Source organism: Paenibacillus sp. FSL E2-0151 (assembly GCF_037993015.1).
Taxonomy (GTDB): domain Bacteria; phylum Bacillota; class Bacilli; order Paenibacillales; family Paenibacillaceae; genus Paenibacillus; species Paenibacillus amylolyticus.
The window spans coordinates 1,750,580-1,764,034 of the sequence record NZ_CP150308.1 but is presented as its reverse complement, the minus strand read 5'-3'; the positions used below and the strand labels follow the sequence as shown (position 1 = coordinate 1,764,034).

Below are 13,455 nucleotides of genomic sequence, written 5' to 3'. Positions count from 1 at the left end.
TTTCCTCGAAGGAATACCGGTTTGTACGTCCAGGGCAGGTAACCTGACTTACAGGAATCATCCTGTTTTACAGTGGCGGGACCGTGCCGGATTTGCACCGGCTTCCCCATTTCACCCTTGTGTATTTCATGACTCGTAGTAATCTGCCATGAAAACAGCCTTCACACGCGGGACCCTTGGTCGCTGATATGGTAAAGCATTGCCATGTAATTTCTGCATGTTGCATACTCGTTCAGGCTTCACACCTGCAGCGTATCTGTATCCATGCTGAAGTCACACTTCTGTTGTGATTATAGGGTATATTGTACATCCTTACAACCCGATCGGCGGAAAACTCACTCTGCTGCCAAACCACTGATTCCCCTGTTGATCAAGCTGAACCTGAATCGCCTGTCCCGGTACGACATGTGTATCCCAGAACCCAAGCCCGGCTATCAGACGGGACAAGGCATACCGGATGACACCACCATGCGTAACCACAACGATGGTTGACTCACGCCCCTCATCAACGTGCATTGAAGGACGACCCTCCAACAACATCTCTTGGAGTAAGGAATCCAACCGTCCGGTAAACTCCTGCCACGATTCCCCACCGGGCGGAGTGACCTCCTGCGGTGCATCAATCCAGCTTCGGTACACAGGGTTATCCTTAAGCTGATCATACGTCAGCCCTTCCCACTGTCCAAAATCATTCTCGCGCAGGCGCGAGTCGAACTTCACCTGTCCGATGGCATCAGGAAGAATCTGTTCCAGCGTCTGCCGGCAGCGAAGCAGATCACTGCAATATACCTCATTCCACGAAATACCGCTCAATTGTTCATGAAGCGGAGCCAGTTCTTCTTTGGCATTTGGCAGCAGACCGATGTCGGTATGCCCCAGATATTTTTTTTCCACATTCCACAACGTTGTCCCATGACGGACCCACAGAATGTTTCGTTTCAGCGGCCCAGGCTGATTCGTATGTACTTCATTGCCTGCATTTCCTTCATTTACGGCCATAACAGCGTCCCTCCTGCCAGCCACACACCCAGCGTTATGAACACGCATAGTACCACAAAAGCACCTGCCGACCAGAACATCAGACGTGACGTTTGCACAATATCCTCGGCTTCCATCGGCCGTGTGGCTTCACCCATGTAGGCACGAAATGAAGCAACGCCGTGATACACGTTATGTCCGCCAAGCCGGATGCCCAGTGCTCCAGCCACCGCTGATTCGGGAAAACCGCTATTCGGACTTGGATGTAGTCTTGCATCCCGTGCAACCATGCGTGCTGCTCCTTTGGCGTCCAGCTTCATGACCCAGGCACCCACAATTAATAGAATCGCGGTCAGCCGGGCAGGTATCCAGTTCGTCACATCATCCAGACGGGCCGAGGCCCAGCCAAGATGCAGATACTTGTCATTTTTATATCCGACCATGGAATCCAGCGTGTTGACGGCACGATAAGCCATGGCAAGCGGAGCGCCTCCAATGAGCGCATAGAATAACGGCGATACAATGGCATCCACGATATTTTCCGCCACCGTCTCTACCGTTCCCCGCACAACCTCCGGTTCATCCAGATGTGCCGTATCACGTCCAACAATCATGCCCAGTGAACGTCTGGCCGCCGGCCAATCCTGCTGCTTCAGATGACGATACACTTCCATACCTGCATCCTTCAGCCCTTTTGAAGCAATGGTCGTTGCAATAAGCACCACTTCAGCTGTCGCTGCAATGACAGGATGAATCAGCCTAAGCACATATACGAGTCCCCACGTGATTACAAAAGAACTCCCCGCGATCACAATCGGGAACAATAGCCCTGCTCTCTTCAGCCCCGAATCTGTGCGCACACGCGAGCGAATGACACGCTCCAACGCCGAGATGCCTTTTCCCATGCCAATCACCGGGTGGGGAATCCAGCGCGGATCTCCGATACATCGGTCCAACAGGTACGCCAGTATAATAATCCAGGCTCCCGCCATGCCTGTCCAGAACGGCCAAGTCCATAGATGCTCCAGGTCAAAAGTCATTTGTGCCTGATCCTCTCTTTCCATAACAGTCCGGCCTGAAGGCTCTCCGTCACCGTGTCGTATACCAATCTGCCAATTGCCGCCCCTGCCGTAGTCGCTGTCCCGGCATAAGTGATCATCGGCTGAGGTTCCTCCACTTCCACAGCCTGACCTACCGCAAACACAATGGCATCGGTTGTGGTGCCGGTGGCGAGCAACCCGTTCTCCGAATCCAGAACACCCACATCCGCCAGCGCGGCCGCTTTGGCTTCCACCGCCGTCTGTACCGCATTCACCATCGCCCCGTTGGTCATGCGTCCGTTCAACCAGAGCATGATGTTAATTGTACCCGGGACATAGGATGGCATCGTCAGATTCCGTGCTGAAGGAGCAGAGCGCTCCCTGCCGGAAGACATCGTCTTATTTCCCGCCGCATCAAATACCGTTCTCTCCGACCCCGCGCGTGCGGCATTTGATACACCCGCAGTGGTGCAGCACAAAAGACCAAATTCATCACTTGTATATTCCTGAATGGAGGTATGCTCCAGTCTTACGGCCGTCAATAATCCGGCACATTGATCGCGTGGCTCATGCCATTCATTCAGCGCTTGTTCGATATCACGCGGCGGATCATCACAGCGGTAATGCCTGTCCACATAGATGTTAAATATGCGATCCAGTTCAAACATCCCGCCGCCATATACCGCACTCGACAGCGCTTGGGCTGCCCTTGAACTCTGTGCTTTGATATGTCGTTCATGTGCAGATATGTTCAGTCCCGGCCAGGAAGAGGAAGCATATTCATTCTCGCCTGTTTCTCTATTCGTAAAGTAGTTATAAAACGGGAGTGTCATTGCCACTTCCCTCCCTGTTCCTCATCTTTCGTCTGATCGACATTCGGATATCCCTTGGTTTCCAGCACGCTGCCCAGCACTTCCAGGAATGTAGCATTGGCATCTGCATCCTTGACCGCGAAACGTACATGCCCTTTGTCAAGCCCCGGATACATGGCACAACTGCGAATCAGAATGCCTCTTCGGCCCAACGCCTCCTGCATTGATGCCGCTGTCCAAGGGGCCGGCACACGTGCCAAAATAAAGTTCGCCTCTCCCGGTGTCACGGCACATCCATACGCCTGCAGTCCTTCGATGAGATGACTCCGTTCCCGCGTGATCTGTGATATGGTTTCCTGTTCGTACCGTTCTCCGCTGCGCAGACAGGCTTCACCTGCAATGAGCGCCAGACCGTTGACACTCCAGGTCACCTGTTTCTTTGTCATCGCCTGAATGTATTCGGCACGGCCCAGAGCATATCCGAGACGCAAGCCCGGAATGGCATAAAACTTTGTCATCGAGCGAATGATGATTACATTCGGATAGTCATTCAGATGTGCTGCCAGGGACTGACGCCGGTCTACCGGAATAAAATCCATAAAGGCCTCGTCAATGACAAGTACGGTTCCCGTTTCTTCCGCTTTGCGGGCAAGCCTTTGTAATACCTCAAGTGGATATTGTACACCGTTTGGATTGTTGGGCTGTCCGAGGAAGAGCAGGTCTACCTTTTTCATGAGCTGCTCGATGTCCTCGGGTTCCGCTCGCCACGCCAGTTCTTCTCTTCCCTCCGTATGCACAACCTCGGCACCGAATTGTCGTGCCAACGACCGGTACTCCGAAAATCCCGGTTCCACCGTACCCACCTTGCGAGGGGCAAACCCCAGCAGAATGAGCGCCATACTTTCGGCTGCGCCGTTGCCCACGGAAATCTGCTCCTGCATCACACCAAGACGCTCGCTCAGCAGTGCTTTGAATCCCCGATGCGCCGGATCGGGATACCGAATCACCGACTGCAATCCTTGTTGTATAGCCTCCAGCACCCCTCTGGGCGGACCGAGTGGATTAATGTTAGCACTGAAATCCAGAAAATCAGCGGCTTCCCTCCCAAATCGTGACGCAGCCGTCTCCACGTCCCCGCCATGTCCGAACACTTCGATATAACCGGTCATTCTTCCGTCATCCTTTCTGTATGTCCTTTTTATTATGGATGGCACGGGAGGTGTGGGTCAATCCTGTTTTCTTTGTGTCCCAACCATAATTCGTTTACAATAGAAGAGGAATTTCGGTTCCTTTTGATATACAAGGTTCACTACATAAGGGACTAGCAATCCCTCACATACATTAATGGAGGAATGACCATGCTGTTTGTAGACAACCAGGGCATTACAGATCCTTCTGTAAACCTTGCGATTGAGGAGTACATTCTGAAGCATCTGCCGATGGAGGATGACAGCTATCTGCTGTTCTACATCAACCGTCCGTCGATCATCATCGGAAAACATCAAAATACGATTGAAGAAATTAATATCGAGTACGTTCAGGATAACGGTGTGCAGGTCGTTCGTCGTCTTTCGGGAGGCGGAGCGGTATATCATGATCTGGGCAACCTGAATTTCAGCTTTATTACAGCGGATGACGGTCAATCCTTCCACAATTTCCGCAAGTTCACCCAGCCTGTGGTTGAAGCTTTGCACGAGCTTGGTGTAAATGCCGAGTTGACCGGGCGTAATGATCTGCAAGTCGGCGAAAAGAAAATTTCGGGCAACGCCCAGTTTTCCACACGTGGGCGCATGTTCAGTCATGGCACATTGATGTTTGATCTGAATCTGGAGCATGTTCAGGCTTCCCTGAACGTCAATCCCGAGAAATTCAAATCCAAGAGCACCAAGTCCGTGCGCAGCCGGGTCGCCAACATACGGGATCTGATTGACACCAACCTGACGATTGAGCAGTTCCGCGATGAGCTGTTACGTCACATTTTCAGAATGGAGCCACAGGACGTCCCGCAATACAAGCTGACTGACAAGGACTGGGACAAAATCAAGGAAATTTCCGCTGAGCGTTATAACAACTGGGACTGGAACTATGGCTTGTCTCCGGAAAGCAATGTGAAGCACACTCGCAAATTCCCTGTCGGCATCATCGATCTGCGCATGAACATCAAGGATGGACGCATCGAAGATATCAAAATCTTCGGCGACTTCTTCGGTGTAGGTGATGTGGCGGATATCGAAAATATGCTGCGCGGCAAACGGTATGAGGAAACCGAGGTGCGGACTGCACTTGAGGGCCTGGATGTAAAACATTACTTCGGCAACCTTGAGCTGGAAGACTTTATCGGCCTTGTTTTCCTGGAAGAGTAGGTATATAAGTTCAACCCAAGAATGTTTACACCTGCCACTCCGATGACAGAATAACCTTCCGATCGCTGTTATCCCCAGATTTTCTTGATTCCCTTCTTCAAAGGGAAAATCCGGGGATAGCTTATGCTTCCGATGTAGCTTTCTTTCAGAAAGCTTTCAGGCGAACGCTCCGCTTCTTCAGGTTTTTTCTGTCCTCTCCGTTATCGTGTAAAACGTTTAGTTGAACTGATATAGATTAAGTCGGGTATAGATACAAATAGATACAGATAAAAAAGGAGAGAAACACAGATGAGCTACAAATTGATTGCAATCGACATTGATGACACCCTTATCAACGACAACAAGGAAGTAACCCCTGCCACACAGACTGCACTGGAACAAGCGGTTGCCCATGGTGTAACTGTAACGCTGGCGACTGGACGTGCTTATGCTTCCGCACAAGCGCTTGCTCGTCAAACCGGACTTAACGTTCCGATCATCACGTATCAAGGCGCATTGGTGAAAAACCTGCTGGACGAAAAAGTACTTTATGAGCGCTACGTTCCACAGGAAGCTTCCCGCAAATTGTATGATTACTGCCTGGAGAACAATCTCCACCTGCAAACATACATTGACGACAAGCTGTATGCCCGTGAGGAAAACGACAAGCTGCGTGATTATGCCAAATTAAACGGCACCCAATATTATATCGAATCTGATTTCATCAAAGTCATCGAACAAAAAACACCAAAGTTGCTTATTATCGATGAGCCAGACTACTTGGATAAGGTTGCCGTTGACTTGCGTGAATTGCTCGGACCTCAAGTCCATATCACAAAGTCCAAACCTTACTTCCTGGAGATCATGCACAACGAAGGAACTAAAGGCCACGCCCTGACCTTCCTGGCTGACCATTTCGGTCACCAGCTCAGCGAGTGTATTGCCATCGGCGACTCCTGGAACGACCATGAGATGCTCGAAGTTGCTGGTCTTGGTGTAGCGATGGGAAATGCCATCCCTGCGCTTAAAGAGCTGGCGGACTACATTACGGCAAGTAATAACGAAGACGGCGTGAAAGAAGTTATCGAGAAGTTTGTGCTGAACGCAGAGTAAATAAGATCAACGAACAGCCCAGTCGGCGAATTTCGCCGTACAGGGCTGTTTTTTTGATTTTTAAAATATGTTTATTAGCCTATTTAAACGATTATATTAGGTATATTTCTCTGTTATTTTTTATGTTTTGAGAGCAACAATGCGGTAATCAAGGATAATTGTAGTGAAATCGTAATCGCCATAGATAAGATGACACGATTTGTATCTTGGACATCGGCAAAAAACAAAACAATAAAAAATACAATAAATGAGATGACAATGCTAGCTATGAAATTTAAAATTATTCGTTTCATGTTTTGCCTACTTTCACGCACCACGATTTATTATCTTACTTGCTCATGGCATGCTGGAAAGACTCAAGCAGTTTTTTTATTTGCCCATCAAATTCCAGTTGAAATGACGGAATGATCTCATCTATTCTTTGCTGGAATAACTCCGGATCCTGGACACCAAGCTCTGCTCTTAACTCCATTTCTTCTTTGGAACCGTTGTCGTTCAGGATCATGTTCAGGATTTCACCTTTAAAGTATTCACTTGGAGGAAGGATTAGAGCATTCATCAGGAACTGGGTAAAAAAGAGATGTTTATTATTTTCCTGACTCGCCTTTTTCATCGCCTGCTTAGTAAACAAGTTTATATACTTCTGAGCAAAAGTAACCCCTTTCATTCGGGAAGGCCCAACATGTTCGACCCCTTTCCAACGCAGATCAGCCACAGAACTAAGCCACCAGGCCGGTTCAATGGCCTGCTGCATACGGAGCAACACTTGGCGCTCAAACTGCGGCTCAGGATGCATTCGCTGCTCATTCAAACATTTCGCTATGGTCTCGGCTTCAATTGCAGCAACCGTCATGCCTTGGCCATGGATTGGATCGAAGCTGCAAAATGCATCGCCAAGGACGAGTAATCCGGAGGGCCAATTTTCCATCAGTTCAAAATGTTGACGGACAGACTCGGAAATACGGTATCCACGCGGTCCTTGAAAAGGCTCCAGCTGTTCTGCCAACGCTACGATTTCATCCGAAGCAAACAGATGTTTGATTTGCTCTTGAAACTCATCCGGATGGGTTGGAGGATATTCATCTCCTCCTGCGTTGAACAGTAATAGTCCAGCGATATCATTTTCAATGCGCCACAACATGCCTGCACGAGTTCCTTGCACAGGATCGGACTCTGTTATCACCGTTCCCCAATCATTTTGAATAGAGGATGGTATCTTATAATAGCGGGTGCTGTAACCAAGCGACACCTTCAGCACTTCCGGCTCAGGCACGGACAACCCGATCTGTTCAAGCCATCTGATCAATTTGGAAGAACGTCCCGCGGCATCAATAACCATATCTGCTGCAAGATTTTCTTCCCGATTATCCCGACCTCTTTCTTTGGTATACACGCCTGTAATCGAACGCTGATCTTCTGATGCCATTAACCCGGTAACTTCCGTACTCGTTAAGAAGCTTATATGATCTATGCTCTGGACTCGCTGACGCAATACCCATTCCAGCAGTGCTCTGCTGCTCGATGCAATTTTGAATGAGGAAGCGGCATTCGCCTTATTGACTAATGTACCATAGCGATTGGCAATCACAATTTTCTCTTCATGCGAAGGAATGGCGCCAAGCGCGACCAATTCATCATTGTATCCGGGAAAGTAATGTTCCAGAATGAGTCCGCCGCGCGGTAATACACGATGTGGATGAAAGGATTGAGGCACACCCTGCCGATTCGCCGGCTCAGAAGGCAATTCATCTCGCTCAATGATACATACCTCATCATAATAAACAGATAACATCCTTGCAGTGATTAACCCTGCAATACCTGCCCCAATTACCACAGCTTTTTTCATGTCGGACATTGCCACTTCATCCTCTCCAATCCATCATATTTCATCTACACTTGTAGCTCTATCTAAAAATTACTTATAATACCAATATACACTTGGAATCTCGTATCATGTAAGAATCAATGTGTTGATACTATATAGCTAAACTACAATAAGGAAATGATGTAGATGAAAATGATTGATAAAAAGGTGGATTTGAGAGTTACCCGAACTCATAAATTGTTAACGATGGCGCTACTTGATCTGTTATGTGAGAAAGGCCAGCTATTCAGCAACATCACAATTAATGAGATATGTGACAAAGCTATGGTTCACCGAACAACGTTTTACAAACATTTCAAGGATAAATTTGCTCTACTGTCCTCCACCCTAACATGGGTCCTTCAGGATTATTTACACATGAATGTAGAAGATCGATTACAGCAGCCTTTGCAAAGCGTATCTAAAATGCTGTTTGGAAATGTACTGGAGACAATTGTGCAGAACCAACAGAAGGATGAGGGGTTTAACAACTTTTTCATACATTATATCGGAGAGATATTCAGACGGGATTTTCTGGAATTGAAGAGAAGAGGTAAACAATTTTCACTTCCCATAGAACTTGTTGCCGAGTTTCACTCGGGGGTGATTCGTTTACTTGTGACGTGGTGGATACAACATTTCGAAGAAAATGTTACGGCAGAACAGATGGATGAATATTACTACCTACTGGTTAACGAGAATATCATGTTGGAATAACAAACAGCTCAACCTAAAATCAATGGCTGATTTTGAGATTGAGCTGCATACCTTCAAACTTTACCTATTTTAAAACAGATTCGGAAGCCTGCACTGTCATCCTCGCACGCTTTCCTCTTTTCAACCAGCCGCTCACCTTCTCATTCATCGCCAGCAGACCTGAAACGACCAGCACCACTCCGATCCATGTAACCCAGCTGACATGCTCACCGTAGACAACAGCACCAAGCCCTACGGCAATGGGTGGTGAAATGTATAACCAGGTTGCCGGGAATAACGGATTAGTACGCGACATAATCCAATAGAACAGACTATGCCCCACCATGGAGCCGATGACAGTCAAATAGATCACCGACGAGACGGCAGGCACCCAGTCCAGAGCAGACATATTCCACGATTCCGTTCCGACCGAGAGCAGGGATAACAGCAGTCCCCCATACATCATCTGCACCGCATTGATCGCTACAGGACTAGCCTCCTTGAACTGATGAATAACCTTTTTGGAGTACAATGCACCTGCTGAATAACAGACTTCCCCTACCAGTACCGCGATACAGCCCCACATAAACAGGGAACCTGCACCAAGCGATACACCTGGCAACACAACCAGAACCACACCGGTGAACCCGATCAGGCAGCCCACAATCATACGGGCAGATGTTTTTTGCCGTAACAGCGCCGTCTGCATCAACATAATCATCAGCGGCCCTGTCGCTGACAGAATGGCACCCACACCCGAGCTCACATGCTGTTCAGCCCAATATAATGTGGCAAAAGTGCCGAAGGTCAGCCCCGCTCCCGTTAACAACATCTCCTTGCGGAACAGGAGCGACCAGCTAACTTTGCCCTTCATCCTCATCCATGCAAACATCAGCGCTCCCGCGATTAAAAATCGCAATCCGGCTGACAGAAAAGGCGGCATGCCTGCCTCTACTCCAATTTTAATAGCCAGAAATGTTGTACCGAAAATAAGACACATAACCGTAAATGCAATCCCCACCATGATAACCACTCCTTTATCTGTTCTCCATCATATCTCATGGTCTACAGAACAGAATGAACAAAACAGAACAGTTTTCTCCCATTAGCTGTTACAATAGAGTTCAAAAGGAGTGTGAGCCGGGTGGGCAGAACCATGATGATGACAGATAACAGCCTGAAATTATATGAGCAAGTAATCCATTATCTCGTTGTACGTATAGAAGCGGGAGAGTGGGCCGAACATGAAAAACTGCCATCTGTACGAAGCCTGTCCGAGCTACTCGGCGTACATCGTCTGACCGTATTCAAAGCCTATCAGGAGTTAAAGGAACGTGGGAGTGTTTATGTGAAGGATAAGTCTGGCTATTATGTCAGCCCAGCGACTCCATTCTCAGTAACGGATCAGGCGGATGATCCCGCCGTGTCTGCCTGGCTGCATTGGGATTCACTAGCACGGGTACAGTCCCTTGAAGCAGAATACCAGTTTTCCAAATCGTTAATCGATCCCTCTCTGCTGCCCAACCGTTATTGGGGTGAACTAATGCGTGATCTGCTGGATCAATATCCCCGTTTGCTCGGAACGTATTCCACGATTCAGGGAGATCTGGAATTGCGAAGTGCGCTGGCAAGCCATCTAACGAAAAAAGAACGCTTCTACCTCTCTGCAGACGAAGTGCTCATTACTTCGGGGGCGCAGCAAGCGATTGATGTCATCTCGCGGACGCTGGTCAAACCCGGGGATCGGGTGTTGATGGAACGACCTACGTATGGACCGGCAATGGAGATTTTCCGCAAACAAGGTGCTCGTCTGATCTTTACGGATATTCACTCGGATGGGTATGATCTGGAGCAGATCGAACATCTGATGAAGAGTGAGAAGCCGCGCCTCTTTTATATGACACCGACCTTTCAGAATCCAACCGGCCTTAATGTTCCCGTAGAACAGCGTAAGCAGTTACCTGAACTTGCAGAACAGTATGGTTGTTTTCTGCTCGAAGACGACAGTACCTATGATATCTATTTTAAGGAGAAACCTCCTGCACCCATTTTCACCTACGATACTACTGGACACACTCTGTACATCCGCAGTTACAGCAAGTATGTTGCACCCGGGCTACGGATTGCAGCCATCATATGCCGCCAGCGATTCATGTCAGGACTACAGGCTGTAAAATCACTGACAGATAACGGATCGCCCCTTCTGAACCAGAAGCTTTTTCTCCGTTATTTTCAGTCAGAACGTATGCATCAGCATCTGTCCAAGCTGCGGACCGCCATCCAGCTACGGATGGAAGTGATGGAACAATCTCTGCTGGAAACGGACTGGACGTGGACCCGGCCGGAGGGCGGACTCAACTTTTGGGTAGAGCTTCCTGAGGGTGTGGATACAGGGAGACTGCTCCACCGATGCATGGAACAATCCGTTGCCTTTGTACCCGGAACGGTATTTGATTCTTCGGATCATTCAGCCAGTCGCAAGCTGCGCCTGTCCTTCTCTTATGCACATGAGCAGCAGATTCGAGAAGGCATGAGCAGGCTCATTACGCTTGCGAAAGAAATGTAACATTTTGATACTCTTGGATTGAAGCCAATCCGAAGAATATCAAGTGCAATTGCCCTCTCACCCTGCTGCATCAAAAAAAGTCGCCTTATGGCGACTTTACTTTTGGTGTTCTATATTCTCTACCTGCACCCGCTCTATGCTTAAAGGTCTTTTCTTGCAAACAGGCGGATCGTAATAAGATAAGACACTACAAACAAACCTATAATGCCTACAGAAACCAATGCCATTGTTGTTGTGGTAATCATGCCGTTCTCGTTAGCCATACTCATAAGATAAGCAACGGGTTGCGCCAGTATAATCATGCAGACCATGAATATCGCATTGATGATGCCTGCCCCTTTTTTGCTAAGTCCGTAGAATAGAGGCATGTATATGGAGACTAATACAAGCACCATGCCTACGGCAATGACAATATCCCTAAGTGAATAATTCGGCTTGTTCAGTTCAGGATAATTCAGGTTCACAAGCTGGTGAATCCCAAACGACGCGAGTACCCCGAATAACGTATAGATTATAGCAGAAAGGTACTTGGCTTTTACAATCTGTTTGCGGCTAACGGGGAGTGTGACCAGGAAATTGTGATTATGGTTTTTGATATCAATCATGGTTGCCAGCATGACCGAACCAAAGGCTGTGTAGATGCCTACAAAATACATTGACATTTCACTCTTAGGTATAAAGGCGAGACTAAATACCACCAGGTATAACCCAATCGTCCACAGTGAACTTTTTAGTACAATGAAATCTTTACGAAGCAAGTTAAGCATATTTGCGTCCTCCCTTCGCCGTAAAATAAATGAGGTCTTCTAACGTAGGTCTTTGTAAAAGAGCTAACCTGCCAAATAACCGTTCGGCCTCTGCCTTATGATCCGACAATGCTTCAAAACCAACGGCTGTCTCGCGTATTCCGATGAAATGTTTCCGAATGTCGGAATCAAGCAGACCCATATCCCCTTTTACAATCGTATACCTTTCCAGCACATCATCTTTTGCCTCGTTAAACACCAGTTTCCCTTGATGAATAAACGTAATGTAGTCTGCAATACGTTCCAGATCCGTCGTAATATGCGTTGAGAAAATAATAGACCTTGTTTCGTCCTGTATCATATCTGCAAGCAGATCAAGCAGTTCCCGCCTAAACACAGGATCAAGCCCGGATGTCGGTTCATCCATAATCAGCAGATCCGCTTCATGCGACAAAGCTACGGCGAGAGAATACTTAATCTTCATGCCTTTGGACAGATCCTGGATTTTCTTTTTGGGAGACAGTTCGAACTGATCCAAGTAGTCATTGAACGCTTTATTATCCCATTTGGTGTAAAAAGGAGCGATCATTTGTGTCATCTCCCGGATCGTTAGATGCTCATAATAAAAGCATTCATCTGACACAATGCCCAGGCGTTGCTTGATATCAACTTCCTGATTTGGCATCTCACTGCCCAATGTCTTGAGGCTCCCCTTATCGGGCTGGATCAGACCCGTGATCATTTTGATCAAAGTACTCTTTCCCGCCCCATTCGGACCAATAAGTCCCGTGATATACCCTTTTTTCACATCCAGAGATACATTATCTACTTTAAATAAGGGATACGTTTTGGTTACATTACGTAATTCGATAGCGTTCATTATGCTTATTCCTCCTCAACCAACAATGTAAGATGATGGATTACATCCTGTGAACTCATGCCCAGTTCTCTGCTCTCACGAATCACTTCGAGCATCTTCTCTTCCAATTGTTTCATCCGCCGCTCTCGAATAAAGTCCTGATTGGCTCCGGATACAAAGCTCCCTTTGCCTACAACTGAATCGATCAGTTTCTCCTTCTCCAGCTCTTCATAGACACGTTTAGTTGTAATAACACTGACTTGCAGATCCTTGGCGAGCTGCCGAATGGAGGGAAGACTATCTCCAGCAACCAATTCTCCGCTCAAGATGCTCTGTCTGATCTGAGTTAGAATCTGCATGTAGATCGGATCGCTCGAAGCATTCGATATTAAAATGTTAATCTTTCCTCACCTCATTGATGTTACGTAGTTTCCAGTAG

At 47.8% G+C, this 13,455-nt stretch carries 13 protein-coding genes and 1 riboswitch; of the genes, 4 read left to right on the top strand and 9 right to left on the bottom strand.

The window, feature by feature from the left end:
* Nucleotides 1-15: 15 nt before the first annotated feature.
* Nucleotides 16-134, bottom strand: a riboswitch (cobalamin riboswitch).
* Between the two features lie 178 nt (nt 135-312).
* The 4 genes from MHI55_RS08115 to cobD are packed head-to-tail and all read right to left on the bottom strand — an operon-like array spanning nt 313 to nt 3,999.
* Nucleotides 313-999, bottom strand: a complete 687-nt coding sequence (locus MHI55_RS08115) for a histidine phosphatase family protein (protein ID WP_340389635.1) — start codon at nt 997-999, stop codon at nt 313-315.
* Nucleotides 990-1,970: an adenosylcobinamide-phosphate synthase CbiB gene (gene cbiB / locus MHI55_RS08110; RefSeq protein WP_340390582.1), complete on the bottom strand. Its 981-nt coding sequence runs from the start codon at nt 1,968-1,970 to the stop codon at nt 990-992. The genes MHI55_RS08115 and cbiB overlap by 10 nt, the downstream gene beginning before the upstream one ends.
* Nucleotides 1,971-2,014: 44 nt before the next feature.
* A complete protein-coding gene (locus MHI55_RS08105) occupies nt 2,015-2,851 on the bottom strand; it encodes an adenosylcobinamide amidohydrolase (RefSeq protein WP_340389632.1) in 837 nt (278 codons plus the stop codon).
* Nucleotides 2,848-3,999 carry a threonine-phosphate decarboxylase CobD gene (cobD, locus tag MHI55_RS08100; RefSeq protein WP_340389629.1) on the bottom strand — a complete coding sequence of 384 codons (1,152 nt, stop codon included), beginning with the start codon at nt 3,997-3,999 and terminating at the stop codon, nt 2,848-2,850. The genes MHI55_RS08105 and cobD overlap by 4 nt, the downstream gene beginning before the upstream one ends.
* 189 nt (nt 4,000-4,188) lie before the next feature.
* Here cobD and MHI55_RS08095 point away from each other — a divergent pair, with 189 nt between their 5' ends.
* Nucleotides 4,189-5,193, top strand: a complete 1,005-nt coding sequence (locus MHI55_RS08095) for a lipoate--protein ligase (protein ID WP_036610740.1) — start codon at nt 4,189-4,191, stop codon at nt 5,191-5,193.
* 288 nt (nt 5,194-5,481) lie between these two features.
* Entirely contained in the window at nt 5,482-6,285 is an 804-nt protein-coding gene (locus MHI55_RS08090) for a Cof-type HAD-IIB family hydrolase (RefSeq protein WP_036610742.1), read from the top strand.
* 328 nt (nt 6,286-6,613) lie between these two features.
* On the opposite strand, the gene MHI55_RS08085 is transcribed toward MHI55_RS08090, so the two are convergent.
* Nucleotides 6,614-8,140, bottom strand: coding sequence for an FAD-dependent monooxygenase (locus MHI55_RS08085; RefSeq protein WP_340389627.1), 1,527 nt, complete (start codon nt 8,138-8,140; stop codon nt 6,614-6,616).
* A 156-nt stretch (nt 8,141-8,296) separates the two neighbouring features.
* On the opposite strand from MHI55_RS08085, the gene MHI55_RS08080 reads away from it, so the two are divergent.
* Entirely contained in the window at nt 8,297-8,866 is a 570-nt protein-coding gene (locus tag MHI55_RS08080) for a TetR/AcrR family transcriptional regulator (RefSeq protein ID WP_340389625.1), read from the top strand.
* A 64-nt stretch (nt 8,867-8,930) separates the two neighbouring features.
* Here MHI55_RS08080 and MHI55_RS08075 read toward each other — a convergent pair whose 3' ends face one another.
* Nucleotides 8,931-9,869, bottom strand: coding sequence for an EamA family transporter (locus tag MHI55_RS08075; RefSeq protein ID WP_340389623.1), 939 nt, complete (start codon nt 9,867-9,869; stop codon nt 8,931-8,933).
* Nucleotides 9,870-9,989: 120 nt separating this feature from the next.
* Here MHI55_RS08075 and MHI55_RS08070 point away from each other — a divergent pair, with 120 nt between their 5' ends.
* Nucleotides 9,990-11,411: a PLP-dependent aminotransferase family protein gene (locus tag MHI55_RS08070; protein WP_340389621.1), complete on the top strand. Its 1,422-nt coding sequence runs from the start codon at nt 9,990-9,992 to the stop codon at nt 11,409-11,411.
* A gap of 140 nt (nt 11,412-11,551) precedes the next feature.
* On the opposite strand, the gene MHI55_RS08065 is transcribed toward MHI55_RS08070, so the two are convergent.
* The 3 genes from MHI55_RS08065 to MHI55_RS08055 are packed head-to-tail and all read right to left on the bottom strand — an operon-like array spanning nt 11,552 to nt 13,417.
* Nucleotides 11,552-12,178 (bottom strand): ABC-2 transporter permease, encoded by a 627-nt coding sequence (locus tag MHI55_RS08065; RefSeq protein WP_340389619.1) that lies wholly within the window; start codon nt 12,176-12,178, stop codon nt 11,552-11,554.
* Nucleotides 12,171-13,037 carry an ABC transporter ATP-binding protein gene (locus MHI55_RS08060; RefSeq protein ID WP_076319127.1) on the bottom strand — a complete coding sequence of 289 codons (867 nt, stop codon included), beginning with the start codon at nt 13,035-13,037 and terminating at the stop codon, nt 12,171-12,173. Before MHI55_RS08060 ends, MHI55_RS08065 begins: the two co-directional genes overlap by 8 nt.
* Nucleotides 13,038-13,042: 5 nt before the next feature.
* Entirely contained in the window at nt 13,043-13,417 is a 375-nt protein-coding gene (locus MHI55_RS08055; protein WP_036610760.1) for a GntR family transcriptional regulator, read from the bottom strand.
* Nucleotides 13,418-13,455: the final 38 nt, after the last annotated feature.